The organism is Cohnella algarum, from assembly GCF_016937515.1.
Lineage (GTDB): Bacteria > Bacillota > Bacilli > Paenibacillales > Paenibacillaceae > Cohnella > Cohnella algarum.
This window is the reverse complement of sequence record NZ_JAFHKM010000002.1, coordinates 4,093,118-4,106,911: the sequence shown is the minus strand read 5'-3', so window position 1 is coordinate 4,106,911 and position 13,794 is coordinate 4,093,118. Positions and strand designations below refer to the sequence as shown.

Annotated in this window: 14 protein-coding genes; all 14 read right to left on the bottom strand. The window is 52.3% G+C overall.

The genetic code is table 11. The annotated features are described in order from the left end of the window. Positions 1-110: 110 nt before the first annotated feature. The 14 genes from JW799_RS18350 to JW799_RS18285 all read right to left on the bottom strand — a co-directional run bounded on the left by JW799_RS18350 (position 111) and on the right by JW799_RS18285 (position 13,776). Entirely contained in the window at positions 111-344 is a 234-nt protein-coding gene (locus JW799_RS18350) for a YuzB family protein (RefSeq protein ID WP_080840679.1), read from the bottom strand. Between the two features lies 1 nt (position 345). Next, positions 346-648, bottom strand: coding sequence for a heme biosynthesis protein HemY (locus JW799_RS18345; RefSeq protein WP_080840680.1), 303 nt, complete (start codon positions 646-648; stop codon positions 346-348). Positions 649-720: 72 nt separating this feature from the next. Beyond that, complete coding sequence (locus JW799_RS18340; RefSeq protein WP_139787381.1) at positions 721-972, bottom strand: hypothetical protein; 252 nt, start codon at positions 970-972, stop codon at positions 721-723. 161 nt (positions 973-1,133) lie between these two features. Next, positions 1,134-2,459, bottom strand: a complete 1,326-nt coding sequence (locus JW799_RS18335; RefSeq protein ID WP_338026292.1) for a M14 family zinc carboxypeptidase — start codon at positions 2,457-2,459, stop codon at positions 1,134-1,136. Positions 2,460-2,526: 67 nt separating this feature from the next. Further along, positions 2,527-3,339, bottom strand: coding sequence for a glutamate racemase (racE, locus tag JW799_RS18330; protein ID WP_080840682.1), 813 nt, complete (start codon positions 3,337-3,339; stop codon positions 2,527-2,529). 162 nt (positions 3,340-3,501) lie between these two features. Further along, entirely contained in the window at positions 3,502-3,840 is a 339-nt protein-coding gene (locus tag JW799_RS18325) for a YtxH domain-containing protein (protein ID WP_205431043.1), read from the bottom strand. Positions 3,841-3,928: 88 nt separating this feature from the next. Beyond that, positions 3,929-4,393 (bottom strand): hypothetical protein, encoded by a 465-nt coding sequence (locus JW799_RS18320; protein ID WP_205431041.1) that lies wholly within the window; start codon positions 4,391-4,393, stop codon positions 3,929-3,931. 145 nt (positions 4,394-4,538) lie between these two features. After that, positions 4,539-5,183 carry a helix-turn-helix transcriptional regulator gene (locus JW799_RS18315; protein ID WP_080840684.1) on the bottom strand — a complete coding sequence of 215 codons (645 nt, stop codon included), beginning with the start codon at positions 5,181-5,183 and terminating at the stop codon, positions 4,539-4,541. 255 nt (positions 5,184-5,438) lie between these two features. Then, the gene (locus JW799_RS18310; RefSeq protein ID WP_080840685.1) at positions 5,439-6,497 is read right to left on the bottom strand and encodes an endo-1,4-beta-xylanase; all 1,059 of its coding nucleotides are present in this window, start codon (positions 6,495-6,497) and stop codon (positions 5,439-5,441) included. 108 nt (positions 6,498-6,605) lie between these two features. Then, a complete protein-coding gene (locus JW799_RS18305; RefSeq protein ID WP_080840686.1) occupies positions 6,606-7,565 on the bottom strand; it encodes a carbohydrate ABC transporter permease in 960 nt (319 codons plus the stop codon). Beyond that, positions 7,565-8,524: an ABC transporter permease gene (locus JW799_RS18300; RefSeq protein ID WP_080840687.1), complete on the bottom strand. Its 960-nt coding sequence runs from the start codon at positions 8,522-8,524 to the stop codon at positions 7,565-7,567. The genes JW799_RS18305 and JW799_RS18300 overlap by 1 nt, the downstream gene beginning before the upstream one ends. A gap of 81 nt (positions 8,525-8,605) precedes the next feature. Next, complete coding sequence (locus tag JW799_RS18295; protein ID WP_205431039.1) at positions 8,606-10,300, bottom strand: type 2 periplasmic-binding domain-containing protein; 1,695 nt, start codon at positions 10,298-10,300, stop codon at positions 8,606-8,608. Between the two features lie 124 nt (positions 10,301-10,424). Continuing rightward, entirely contained in the window at positions 10,425-11,960 is a 1,536-nt protein-coding gene (locus JW799_RS18290) for a response regulator (protein WP_080840689.1), read from the bottom strand. Further along, positions 11,950-13,776 (bottom strand): sensor histidine kinase, encoded by a 1,827-nt coding sequence (locus JW799_RS18285; RefSeq protein WP_205431037.1) that lies wholly within the window; start codon positions 13,774-13,776, stop codon positions 11,950-11,952. Before JW799_RS18285 ends, JW799_RS18290 begins: the two co-directional genes overlap by 11 nt. Positions 13,777-13,794: the final 18 nt, after the last annotated feature.

Genomic DNA, 13,794 nt, shown 5'->3' with positions numbered 1-13,794 from the left:
TTGATACAGCGGCGAAGAGCTCATGGCTACCTTCCCGACCGAAAAAGCCGATCTCGCGAGCGTCGCTCAGGCGACGTCCCGCAAGATCGGCTTTCGAGCCGGGCCGGGGATTATTTCAAATAAGACCGCGCTTTGTCGATCGCTTCGTCTTCGGTCGGCGCGGTGACGTAGCGGCCGTTGATGAAGACGAATGCCCTCTTCGCGCATGGACCGCAGTACGATTTGCAGCCGACTTTGATTTCGGCGTCGGGGTCGAGCTTTTGCAGCTTGGACAGCGCCGTCTTCATCCGCATGTGGCGGCATTTGTCGCAAATGCGAATGTCGTTCAGCTTGCGGGAAGTCATTTCAGTGGTCGCCATGGTTGCCCTTTGACGGATTCGTAATGACGAAGCCTTCTTGCGGGAAGTACAGATAGTCGATGACGATCCCGTCCAGAAATTCTTCGCCGGTCTTCAACATTACGTCGATGCCTTTATCCGTCGATACCGCTTCTTCCCCCGGCTGCGCTTTGCCCAGATCCATGCCATAGTGAGCATGATCCCCGTGACTGTGCGTAACGAACACCCGCAGCTTCAATCCTTCGTTCTCCGGCTTATCCAGTTCGCGCTGCAGCACCTTTGCCGCGTTTCGCGTAATTTTGCATTTCATCGTTTATCGCTCCCGTCCCGATATGAAGGTCTTGTTCTATTGTAATGAAACGGGGACGACTGCGCAACCGCTCTAGCGGCTTTCCTTGATTCTCTTCGCTCCCGCGGAATCGGCCAAGCCGTATTTCCTCTCCGCCCGGCCGGCAAACCAGCCGGCCAACGCGACCGTTACGGCAATATCGTCGATCGGCACGAACGGCATAACGTCCGGCAGCACCCAATACAGCAAAACGGGCACGGCAAAAAGCAGCTTCTCCGCAATCGATACTTCGGGCGCTCGCAAAACCCTCCATACCCTGGCAGGCAAGCGCGTCCACAATCTCATCCAAGACTGGGCGGATTTCCGGGGCATTTTCCCTCCCCCTCTCGCATCGTTTCGGCCCGGGCCCCGCCTCCCCGGAAGAAGGAGCGGATCCCGCGTCGGGCAAAGCCGAGGAGACGATCAGGCCCGCATAACAAAATTGTACCCCGAAAAAGACCTTTCGATCAATCGGACAGCTCCATCGCTTCCGCCAAGAGCGCCAATATTTCCGTATACCATTCCGCCAGCGATTCCAACGGAAGTGGATTTCTTCCCCACCCCGCCTCCACCGTAAAGCCCGGGCGCTTGAATTCGGAAATAAACCAGTCCTTAAAGCCGGCGTCGCTCCCTTCGAGCCGCACCGGCCGGTATCCCGACGCTTTACCGAGCCGCTGGGCCCAAGCGAGCGAATGTCGAGGCTCCATCCCCCGATAATTCCAATAGATTTCTTCTCCCTGCGTATGAAACGCGATCGCCGCGTGAAAATCGGTCTCCCGGGCAAAATCGGCCAGCGCCTTCGCTTCGGGCTCGGTCAGCGGAGCGGAGCCGCCGTAATCCCTCGGACCGGGGCCGTCTGCCCCGCGGCGGAAGCGCTCCTCTTCCCAGTGCGCGGGAAACTGATCGTTCAAATCGACGCCGCGTATATTCGCTTTCCAACGATGAAAACGGTCGCTGCCGTTATTCCAGCGCAGCAGCTCCGCATAACGGGGATGATCCGGCGCGATGCCGTCCAGCACGAGGTCCACTCCGTCCGGATTCACCATCGGCACGATCCATAGCGTGCACCGGTCATACAGCCTTGCGGCCGGTTTTCCTCCGATCGTCCCTTTCCGCTTGCAGGCTCTCGCGTACTCCTCCGCGAAGCGCATGAGCGCCAATGCCGTAATCCACTCGTTCGCGTGCATCGCGCCGTTTACATGAAGCCGGAAAGCGCCCTCGCCGATTCGCAGCGAATGGATCGGCTTGCCCATGACGCTCTTTCCGATAACCGAAGCGGCAACAAACGGATAGCGGCGCTTGAGGGCATCCAGGTCCTTATCCAGCTGCCGCGAGCCGTATTCGGCCGTCAGCCGGACGATTCTTTCCGTATCCGCCGCGGGAAGCTCGACAATTTGCCCCGCTTCCGGCTGACCCGGCGATTCGGCGTTGACTTCCCGGAGACGACGCAAGGAAGCTTGCGACTTTTCGGCGATCGATTCCCACGTATCCCCTTGTTGCACGACATAACGTCTGGGCAGCCGCACCGGCACCTGCACGAGTTCTCCCGGAATGAGCGGCTCGCCGTTCCACTGCGGATTGAATGCCGCCCAGGAGGCGGGCGAGATGCCGAACCGGGCGGCAATGCGTTTTGGCGTGTCTCCGTGCTGTACGACATAACCGATCGTATTCATGCTGCTCATCACCTTTCGCTCCGGATTCTTTCCGTTATATGTAGGCGGAACGTTCATTATGAATGAACCGGGCAAAAACGGCAGCTCGTCCTTAACGACGAACGATGCCGTTTTGATCAAGCCAAACCCGTCCTTTCGAAGCGTAAAAAAAGGCCCGTCAACCTTTCGGTTAACGGACCCGCTGCCTTTAGGCTCCGACCGTTCGCACCTGCCAGACGACCGGCGTCAGCCGAATCTGCTCGCCCAGCCAATCTTGGGCGATCAGCTGGAATTTCCGCGGATCCCCGCTGCAAAAAAATTGGTGAATCGGCATTTCTTCGTTGTTGGCGAGCATGTTCTTTTCCTGGAGAATCGTGCTGATTTCCCGCGCCGTCTCGTAGGCGGAGCTGATGAGCGTTACGCGGGGCCCCATAACCTGTGAAATCGTTTCGGAAAGAAACGGGTAGTGCGTGCAGCCGAGAATAAGACAATCCATCGGGAAACCGCGCAGCGAGAACAAATCGTTCGCGACCGTTTCATAGGCGTCCGTCGAGCGGTAGTGGCCGTTTTCGACGAGCGGCACAAAGTTCGGACAAGCCTTGCACGCCACTTCGATCCGCGGAGAGAGCTGTTTGAGCGCATGCACGTAAGCTCCGCTATTGATCGTGCCTTCGGTTCCGATGACGCCGATCACCCCTGTTTTCGTGCGTCCGATTGCCGCCCGGGCTCCGGGCTTGATGACGCCGATAACCGGGATGTCGACGATGCCGCGAATATCCTCCAGAGCGGCCGCCGTCGCCGTATTGCAAGCGATCACGATCATTTTCGGCTCGTACTGGAGCAAATATTCGACGATTTCGCGGGTAAAGCGTTTGATTTCCGCCGATGAGCGGGGGCCGTACGGAGCGCGTGCGGTGTCGCCGAAATACAATATCTTCTCTCTGGGCAACTGACGCATCACTTCTCGGACAACAGTCAGTCCCCCCACGCCGGAGTCCAGGACTGCGATCGCTTGCTGCACGTGAACACCGCTTTCTGCACTTGGTTTGATCAACGAACATGATACATTATGAGGCGTTTTCGCAAAAGGTACCAACCGATCGTAAAAATGGGGACAAGACCCGAAAAAAAGAAAACCGCCCTGCGGGAGCGGGCGGTTCGCGCAGCCGGTCGGGTGACCGGGTTAATGAGCGGCCGATTCTTCCGAATCGGAGCTGTCGGCCGAATCGGCGGAAGAAACAGCCGCGACGGAAGCGATTTCCGTCCCTTCTTCCTTCTTGCCGAATTTCGAACGAAGATTCGAAGCGATTCCCGTCGTTTTCTTCGCGATCGACTGCGCGGTCGCACCGGCCTGCCGGCCCAGGTCGACGGTTTTATCCAACGTTACCTGAGCCTTGTCGGCAATGTCCTTGCGCAGCTCCCGGCCCGGCTTCGGCGCCAGCAGCAGAGCGGCAACGGCCCCCGTCACGGCGCCGGCAACCGTTCCCCATACGAACGATTTGACGTTTTTCTTGTTCGCCATTTTCGTTTTTCCCCTTCCCTCGCGCAGCGGCCTCCCGATCCAACGTTTGTCCTTGCCCGGAAAGCCCGCTCGCCTGTTTTGGCCGGCATCAGTCTCCCTGCCTGGGCGAAGAGTTCGGTGCGTCCCCGCCGCGGCGGCGGGCATGCTGCCACAGGGTCCACAGCAGCTCCGACCAATCGAGCGCTTCCCCGACCCGACGCTTCTGTCTTTCTGCCGATTCGGCCATATGCAACGCGATCCGTCTGCTCCATAAATGGGCCGTATCCGCCGCCGTCCGGGCGGCATCCCGGGCGGCTTCTCCGAGCGCTCGCCCCCCTTCCGCGAACGACTCGAAGCCTTCCAGCAGCTCGCGGCCCTTGACGACCGTATCGGCCGCTTCCTGTCCGAGCCTTCGCCACTGCCGAAGCGCGGATTCCGCCTCCCGGTCCAGCCGGCTCACGGCCGCGTTCCATCGCTTCAGCGACCGTCTCAAAACCGCCGCCCCGACCGCGATCGCCGCGGCAGCGGTCAAACACAAGAGCGCTACCGCATACCCCGCCAATTCCCATGCCATGCAAGACGCACCTCCCCATTCCCGTTATGGGCACTCGCCGGTCGCAACCGAGACAAATGCCTATGCGGCTAACAACAGTATAAGAAGAATGGGCTCGTCTTGACACAACGGACAAAAACAAAAAAAAGCGGCTTGGCCGCTTTTCTCAGGGGGATGCCGACGACTGCTTGATCGCATACGCGCAGCGGATGCCACCGTCGGCCAAACACTCCGTGCGCTCCACCTCCGCGCCCAGCAGCTGCCGAAACAGCGACTTTTCGCATTGGCATGCCTGACGGTACCGTCCCGCCACTTGCGCGATCGGGCAATTGTACTCGTACAAGCGGAACGAGCCCGCCTCCTCAGAGGGCTCCCATTCCGTCATATAACCGCCGGCGTTCTGAATCGAGGACAATTCCGCCACCTTCTCCTCCAGGCTTCGGCCTTCCATCCGCTTCGCATAGCGGGCGGCCAGCTTGTCTCTGCGGCCGAGAAACAGCCGGTCGACCATTTCGGCGCCGGCCGCTTCCTCGAGCTCCGACAGCAATTCGATCGTCAGATGGGGATAATTTTTCGGAAACAGGTCATCCGCTCGTTCGGTCAGCGCATATCGGCTGGAAGGCCTGCCCATCGCCTGCCTGACCAGCGTCGAACGGATCAGTCCGTCTCTCTCCAGCGTATGAATATGGCGCCTGACCGCCACTTCGGTTATCGTCAGCTCTTTCGAAAGCTCGCCGATGCTTAATTCGCCTCTCGTCTTCAACAGCTGAACCAGCCGGTAACGAGTAGATCCTTCTTCCTGCTGCAGCATGCGCATCCGTCTCCTTCCGCCGGGCCCGGGACTTCCGGCATTGCGGCCGCGAGCCTCGCGTCCATAGGACCTCTAGTCTTATTGTAGCGGATGCGGGACTGGGCGTAAATTTATTTATGAAACAAAAAAGTTTGCAAAGTCCGGGCTGCGACGAAAAAGCGGACCCTCGGGTCCGCCAGGTTTTCTCAACCTAATTTCGAAAGTACGACTCTCTGAAAACGTGAAAAGGGCGGTTTAATAAATCCGAACATTTTATCACACAGGACGAATTGCCCGTTTGTCATCAGCTTTCAAACCGCGAAGATGATTTCCAAGAGCAGCTACACGGTAATACGCCGGCTTCGGCCTGTGCCGTTCATCGAACAAAAGCGGCCAGTTTTTGCGCCCCCGTACCGGAAAATCGCTGAGCCAGGTGTGATCGTCCGCGGCTCCCCAGAACGTCACCGCGCTAATTACATCGCCGTATTCCTTAAGCAACTTGAACACGGCTTCGTAGAATTCAGCCTGCCGTTCCAGCATTCCCGGTTCAGGTTCGGTCAGATCGATCCGCTTATCTTCAAAGCGGAATACCGACACATCCAGTTCCGTCAGTTGAAGCTGCAATCCTAGCGAAGCGTATTTTTCAATGGCTGCCCGGATGTCATCCAAGGTCGGTTCGAACAGGTTCCAGTGTGCCTGCAGGCCAATACCGTGAATAGGAACTCCCCGATCCAGAAGAGACTTGACCAAGGTATAAATTTTATCCCGTTTGCGTGGGTGGGACTCGTTGTAGTCGTTGTAGAACAAGAGCGCATTCGGGTCGGCAGCATGCGCGTATTCAAACGCTTTGGCGATACATTCATCCCCGGCGATTTCCGTCCAGTTAGAGGCACGCAGCAACTGATCGCCGTCATCGGCAATGACCTCGTTCACAACGTCCCAAGCGTAAATGTCGCCCTTATATCTGCTTACTACCGTTTGTATATGCGAGCGGATTCGCTCATAAAGCACGGCCTTGCTCACGAGCTGATTCTGCTTGTCGCGGAACAACCAATCGGTGGTCTGGTTATGCCAAACCAGCGTATGTCCGCGGATAGCCATCCCGTGTTTGCGCGCGAAGTCCACAATCCGATCCGCTTCCTCGAAGGTGTAAAGATCTTCCTGCGGATGGACGCTGGCGAATTTCATTTCGTTTTCCGCTGTAATGCTGTTAAAGTGATGAGTAAGCAGACTCTCCTGCGTTATGATCGTATTACTACTGACCGCCGCACCTATATGGAAGTGGTCCGCGAATATGTCTTTAAGAGCGGACTCTGCCGGTACTGAAAAATTCATATTTCTTCCTCCTCGTATTAGTATTTCTTGAAGGCAGTTATGAGCCAATTTTCATCTCCCTAGAGGGATGGAAGCCGTCCTCAAAATTTCCATCTTGCCGATAATGTTTTACTCCTTGACACTACCAACATTCAGACCAACAACAAAGTACTTTTGCATGAACGGATAAACCAGCAGAATCGGAACGGATGCCACTACCGTTGCGGCAGCGCGAATCGAAATCGGCGTTACCATGTTCACCGCAGAGTCCTGCGTCATCCCGGCGCCGGCAGCCACTGCCGGGTTGCTGTTCGCGTTCATACTGGATGACAGCAGCTTCATCAGCTCATACTGCAAAGTACTCAGTTCTTGACGGGAGGAGGTATAGATAAATGCATCGAACCAGGAGTTCCAAGCCCCCACGGCCACGAACAGCGCAATGGTAGCCAGCACCGGTTTACATAGCGGGAAGATGATCCGGATGAAGATTTTAAAATCTCCGGCTCCATCGATTCTTGCCGATTCGACCAAGCTTTCCGAAATCGTCCCGATATACGTCCGGATAACGATCATATTAAATGCGCTGATCATCGACGGAATCACATATACCCAGAACGAGTTAAGAAGGTGCAAGTCCTTCATCAGAAAGTATCCAGGAATCAAACCAGCGTTAAAATACATCGTCAAAATAAAGATCAAGGTAATCGGCTTGCGGAATACATACTCCCGACGGCTCAGCGTATATGCCAGCATCGTGGTGAGCCCCAGATTCAGCAGGGTCGATAGCACCGTTCTAGCCACGGAAATCCAGAACGCGTCATATATCGTTCCCGAAGCGAACAGGGCCTTGTAATTCTGCCATGTAAATTCCCTCGGCCAGAGATAGATTCCGCCTCGGATCGTATCATTCCCCGCATTCAGGGAAACGACGATCGTATTCAAGAAAGGATATAGTGTGACAACGACAAGACCCATCATAAACAAGGTATTGAACGTATTAAAAAGGATGGGCTCAATTTTATTTCTTCTAACAGATTTAGTCGCTGCGGCAGCAGTTGCTGGCCCAGGGCGGGTCGTATGATTTGCCATTACAGCAGCCTCTCTTCCCCTAGCCGTTTAGAGATTCCGTTTGCAATCAATAACAGCGTTACGCTAACGACCGTTTTAAATATACCGGCAGCAGTAGCTAACGAGTAATTACCTTGGGCAAGCCCGTACTTCAGTACGAAAATGTCAATCGTTTGCGACCAGTCGACAACAAGACCGTTGCCCAGCAAGTATTGAACCTCGAAGCCTGCCTCCAGAATGTGACCGACCTGCATAATCATCAAAATAATAATCGTCGGCTTAATGCCCGGCAAAGTGACATGGAACATTTTCCGATAGCGGCTTGCCCCGTCTATATCGGCAGCTTCGTAAAGCGACGGGTCGATGGATGCCATCGCAGCCAAATAAATAATCGTATTCCAGCCGACTTCTTTCCAAACATGCGACGCTCCGACGATTCCCCAGAAGTATTTGCCTTCACTGAGCCATTGGATCGGCTCCTCGATGAGATGCAGCTTCATAAGGATATCATTGATGATTCCGTCCGAGGCCAAGCTCGTCGCCACAATTCCGGTTACGATAATCCAGGATAAAAAGTGCGGAAGATAGGAAATCGTCTGTACGGTTCTTTTCCAAAATACTTTCCTGATTTCATTCAGCAATAATGCCAGAATAATTGCAGTCGCAAAGCCGAGAATCATATTGATAACGCTCATTGCCAGCGTATTGCGAAGCACTTGCAGGAAATTATCGTCCTTAAATAGAAATTCAAAATGCTTAAATCCTACCCACTTCTGTTCGCTAAAGCTTCTAGCCGGCTTGTAATCCTGGAAAGCCATCGTCCATCCCCAAATAGGAACGTAGGCAAACAAGATGATGTAAGCCGTCAGAGGCACCGACATATAGATCAACTGTCTCTGTTCTTTGAGGACAGCCCAGGTGATTTTTTTGTTTTTCTTAGGCTTTCGGACGGCAGAGTCTTTGACTAAGGTCTCTTCCATAAGTTTGTTCTCCCCAAAACCCCATATTTCAGAAAAGGAAGGCAAGGCCTTCCCCATTCCGATTCATGTATCTGCGCTGTCTTACTTAACAGACCAGGTGTCTTTTCTCCATTGCAGCACTTCATTAATCCGATCTTCGTAAGCCTTAATGTTGAGCTTGCGGATTTCGTTGACGTACTCATCCCAGACGCTGTCGAATTCTTCCGGTTTAGCTAGAATGGCTTTCGGTAAGTACTTCGTGGACAACTCATTTTGCTTCGTATTCACCATTTTCGCTTCCGATCCGTCTACCAGGTCAACAGACCATGCCGGGTAAGCAATATCGTTCTCAGGAGCCGGACTGAAGAAGTCAACATAAGTGTTGAAACCGTATTGGGCAAGGAAGTTCTTGTCATACTCTCTCAAAGCAGCTGCCATTTCTTCAGGTTGAGCAGCCGCGTCCGTGGCGTTGCCGTCCGAGAATAAACCCTCCGTTTTGGGACCGTGCTTAAAGAAGGCATCGGCTTTATTCGCCAGTTTCCAGGTTGCATCGGTGAACACGTCACGTTGCTCTTGCGTTTTCATGAAGCGGCCATTTTCGACAATATAATCTTCCCCTTCGATCCCCCAGGACAAGATTTTTTGCCAATCTTCTTGAATCAACGTATCCAATAGCTTGATAATTCGAACTTGTTGTTCTTCGGATGCGTTGACCGTGATCCCGAAACCGTTATTGAGGTTCAAAGCCGGACGATCTTTGTAATGATCCTTGATGCCTTCATCAAATACAAGCGGAAGGCCGACATATGTTCGATTATCTTTCTTCTGCGTGATCAGCGCGTTCTCTGCGTCTTGGAAGTTCCAGTGCTGGTCAAACATGCCCAGAACCGCACCGCTCGAAATTTTGGCCATATATTGGTCATAGTTTTGGGTGAACGCTTCTTTATCGATGATACCCAGGGCATTCATTTCGTTCAGTTTTTGATAATAACGTTTTGCATAGTCCTTGTCGGCAAAAATTTCCGCCTTGCCGTCTTTAACGACTACACCGCCGTCGTTCGGATGACCGATCAAATGCTGTGGAGCGTTAAACAGACCCCAGTTTCTCCAGTCATAGTTCAGAATTTCAAAGCCGATCGTAGGAGTACCGTCGATGGTCGGATGCTTTTCCTTGTATTGTTTAATCAAGTCAAAATATTGGTCCAAGGTTTTAACCTCTGGATATCCTGCCTCTGCCAATACGTCCTTTTGAATCCAGAAGGCAGGGCCCGAATACCAAGACGAGCTAACGTCAGCATTCGTTACACCATAATTTGGAAGATTGTAAATATGACCGTCATTCGGGTCTTTCATCATGTTCCAGTACTTCTCATAATGCTTCTTCAAGTTTGGAGCATGTTCTTCAATCAAGTCCTCGAGCGGAATAAAGGCACCGGCAGCTGTCAGCTTTTGATTTGCTGTCATCACATCCGGATAATCGCCGCCTGCAATCATAACGCCAAGCTTTTGGTCAATGTCGCCTGCCAGGAACTCGAATTTGAAGGATGCGCCTGTCTCTTCTTTAATTAATTTGTAAATCTTGTTGTCAGGTGTTGGCTGTTGGCCGGCTTCACCGATGAACACTGAAATCTCAAACGGTTCTACCCCATTCGTGGTATTTTCTTCAGTTGCCTGTCCGTTGTTTCCGTTCTTGGCGGCTTCCTTGTTGTTACCGCCGCTGCAAGCCGAAAGGACGAGGCCGAGCGAAAGCAGCAGCAGCATGCTGAACCCGAATACCGATTTTTTCTTGCCCCCCATTTAAAACACCTCCGTAATAATATGGTTAATTAAGGATTGAAAACCCTTTCATTAACTTATCTTTATTGTAAAAGCGCTGCCTAAAGCGGACTATGCCACAATTAAAGCATTACCCCTAAAAACTTTAGATCCTGTTTTTATATTCATTGGGGGACATCCCCAAGCGTTTTTCGAACTGTTTCAGGAATTGGCTATAATTCACGTAGCCCACCCGTTCCGCGATTTCGCTGTTTTTATACTTGTTTTGCCGAAGCAGCCGGGAAGCCTCCTCAATCCGGAGATTATGCACCCATTCGTTAAATCCGACACCATTCTTCTTCATGAGCAATTGCCCCAGATACACCGGATGCAAATAAAAACGCTCAGCCAATTTCTTGATCGTCAGTCCCTCCCGATAATGTTCCCGGATGTACTCGTTGATCTCCTGAATAATTCCCCGGGATTTACGAGCCTGCTCCCGGCTCAGCAAATCGATGCACTCGAGGCCGAAGTTAAGCAGAAGATCCATAAAGCCGTTCAGGTTCATCACCGAATCGGCCAAAGCGGATAAATCATATTTCGCCAGCTCATCCGAGGCCTGCTCACCGGATTCTGCCATATACTCTTTCATTTTGTACATCAAATGAATGACCGTCTTCTTAACCGTTTCAGGCGCGAGCGGCATGTTACGAAACCTCTCCGCTTCCGCAGCGATCGTTTCTTGATAACCGGCGGCATTCAGAAGATTTAACGCCTCCATCACGCTGTCCACCAACCGTATTGAGGCGTAGCGGAATACTAGCTTTCTGTTATCAACCGATTCGTAAGAAATGACCCCGGCGTAATCGGGGTCATAGAACTTATGCTTTATCGCCTCTTCCGCGGTTCTATAGCAGCTGGCAAGACGCACGATCGATTTTTCCGGTGAGCCCACGGCCATAAACACCCGGTGACCAGCGAATTGGGCAGACAAGTCAGCAATCATCCGGAATACGGAATCCTCCTGACCGTCATCCGGCGAATATCCGAAAACGATGCCGAAGCGGTTCTTTTCCAGATCAACCAAAAACATGGCACTCTGCTGCTCGATCAGGGAACTGGCGATTCCCCTCAATTCCGCGTACTTCGATGGCTCCGTTTGTACAAGGCAGATGTTCCATGCGTCCCGGCTGGCGGACAGAGACTCCAGACCGTCCGGATCGTCCCTATCCGGAGCCGGAATGTGCCCTAGCAGCTGACGGATCCGCGAAACTTGCTCCTCCCGGGAAGCAATGCTGCTCCATTGTTGCTTCTCCGCTTCCTGCAGCAATTCACGATAAATCGAGCGCAGCATGTTAGAGGCTTCTTCCGCCTCAATCGGTTTCAACAAATAGTGCGCTATTCCGTAACGCATCGCTTTCCTCGCATATTCGAACTCGCTATATCCGCTAACGATGGCGAAGCTGATCGTTTTGTTGCCGTTCTTCTGCCACTCCCCGATCATTTCAAGGCCGTCCATCAGCGGCATATGCACATCGGTAACCACTAAATCCGGCGCAAGGGAAGCCATCAATTTCAGCCCCTCCGCCCCGTTGGCGCATGTGCCGCATATGTCAAATCCAAGCTCCTCCCAATTGATCCATAATTGCATGCCTTCTAAAGCTCCGGGTTCGTCATCGATCAACAGAACTTTAAATCTCAATTCTGTTCCCCTCCTTGACGTAATCCTGATGATCCAGCAGACGGACAGGAATCTCGAAAAACACCGTCGTTCCCCGATCCGGCTTGCTGTAAATATCAAAGCGAACGAGGTCGTTGTAATAAAGCTTAAACCTGCTATATACATTGCGGATTCCGATACTGGTGCCGGATGTATTCTCGTTGCGTATGGAAATAAGAACCTCGCGAAGTTTTTCCGGCGCCATGCCTTTGCCGTTGTCCTGCACGGATATACGGAGGTTGCCGTCTAATACAGTCGCGCTGATTTTGACCACGCCTTTCCCATCCACAGCCTGAATGCCATGCTTGCACGCATTTTCCACCAATGGTTGGATACTCATCTTCGGTATTTTATAAAGCAGCGCTTCACGGTCGATATCAAGCTCATACTCAATCTTGTCCCGGAATCTGAATTTCTCGATCTTTAGATACATTTCGATGAACAATATTTCTTCCTCAAGCGTAACGATGTCCGCTTTCCAGCTAAGCAGTCTGCGAAGCAGTCTGGACAGGTTCTTGATGATATCCGTCACGTCGGAATAATTGTTTTTCGTGCAGACGACCAATATGGCATTCAGTGTGTTAAACAGAAAATGCGGATTCATCTGACTTTGCAAAAAGTTCAGCTCCGCCCGTACCCGCTCCATCTCCAGGTTTTTCTTCTGAATTTCGAGCTTGTACACATTGTTAATCAAAGAGTTAATCTCGGCTGTCATCCTATTGAAATTCTGGATCAAGCAGCCGATCTCATCTCGGCCTTCATCGATCCGGATCAGGTCGAACTTCTCGTTGGTAACCTTCTGCATATGTCTGGACAATCGTTTAACCCGATAATTGTACGATCTGAGCATGATGTAAATGAATATGAGCGAGAACAGTGTAATAACAGCTGCGATAATTCCCACATAAAGCTGCATATCGCGCATGGCTTGGGATAACCGGGTTCCCTGTGTAACGCCAACCAGCTTCCAGCCCTTTACGTAACTTGCCGTTCCGATGGAAACGACATGCACGTCTTTGTCCTTGTCATGATCTGAAAGTTGAAACACCGGATAAGCATCGGTAACGTCCCGCTGGTACCCGCTGTCCGCAGACATAATGATTTGGTTATGCTCATTGACCAGATAGAGATTTAAATAGTCCTGCTCGCGCAGGATGACATCGTAAATTTTGTTTAAGTCGATATCGATCCGGAGCAATTTATCATACTTGCTATATATATCAAAGTAGTCCATTTTTTCGATAACGCTCAGATAAGGGACCGTCGATGTGCGGTTATTTGCTTCAGTCGCCCGGTAGGCCGCTACCATAACAGGGGACGTCGATTGTTCCCGCAGCCGGTACCAGTCGCTATTCTTCGCATTGGCATCGAGCACTTGATAATTCCCGCCGGGCATGATCGTCTCATTCTCCGTAAAAATGCTGATTCGCTGAATCTGATTGTTGACGGGGATATAACTAGTCACCCGGTTTCGCAGCTGTTCGTCGAACGTTTCGTAAAACTGGATCGGACTTTCGTAAGTTCTGTCCAGCGTTTCATACAGCAGCTTGTCCGTATTGAGCGCATGACTGACCGCTACACCGCCGTCAATGAACTCATGAATATCTTTTCTGGCCCGCTCCAGCGAGATTTCGAGATTTTGTTCCTCCCGGTCTTTGATGATGCCGGTCATACGGTCCATGAACGCGATGTTGATAACCGCGATAGGGAGCAGCACGCCAATCACATAGATGAGTATGAATTTATAGTTCAGCGGTATATCGTTAATGAATGATCGGAATCTGAAACGTTTTTTCATGATTTTCGCACCGTCCCG

Bases quoted from the DNA above. Each gene is read 5' to 3' on its own strand.
- JW799_RS18295 (WP_205431039.1), bottom strand. From the start codon at position 10,300: ATGGGGGGCAAGAAAAAATCGGTATTCGGGTTCAGCATGCTGCTGCTG.
- JW799_RS18300 (WP_080840687.1), bottom strand. From the start codon at position 8,524: ATGGAAGAGACCTTAGTCAAAGACTCTGCCGTCCGAAAGCCTAAGAAA.
- JW799_RS18325 (WP_205431043.1), bottom strand. From the start codon at position 3,840: ATGGCGAACAAGAAAAACGTCAAATCGTTCGTATGGGGAACGGTTGCC.
- JW799_RS18320 (WP_205431041.1), bottom strand. From the start codon at position 4,393: ATGGCATGGGAATTGGCGGGGTATGCGGTAGCGCTCTTGTGTTTGACC.
- JW799_RS18285 (WP_205431037.1), bottom strand. From the start codon at position 13,776: ATGAAAAAACGTTTCAGATTCCGATCATTCATTAACGATATACCGCTG.
- JW799_RS18350 (WP_080840679.1), bottom strand. From the start codon at position 344: ATGACTTCCCGCAAGCTGAACGACATTCGCATTTGCGACAAATGCCGC.
- JW799_RS18305 (WP_080840686.1), bottom strand. From the start codon at position 7,565: ATGGCAAATCATACGACCCGCCCTGGGCCAGCAACTGCTGCCGCAGCG.
- JW799_RS18345 (WP_080840680.1), bottom strand. From the start codon at position 648: ATGAAATGCAAAATTACGCGAAACGCGGCAAAGGTGCTGCAGCGCGAA.
- JW799_RS18340 (WP_139787381.1), bottom strand. From the start codon at position 972: ATGAGATTGTGGACGCGCTTGCCTGCCAGGGTATGGAGGGTTTTGCGA.
- JW799_RS18315 (WP_080840684.1), bottom strand. From the start codon at position 5,183: ATGCTGCAGCAGGAAGAAGGATCTACTCGTTACCGGCTGGTTCAGCTG.
- JW799_RS18310 (WP_080840685.1), bottom strand. From the start codon at position 6,497: ATGAATTTTTCAGTACCGGCAGAGTCCGCTCTTAAAGACATATTCGCG.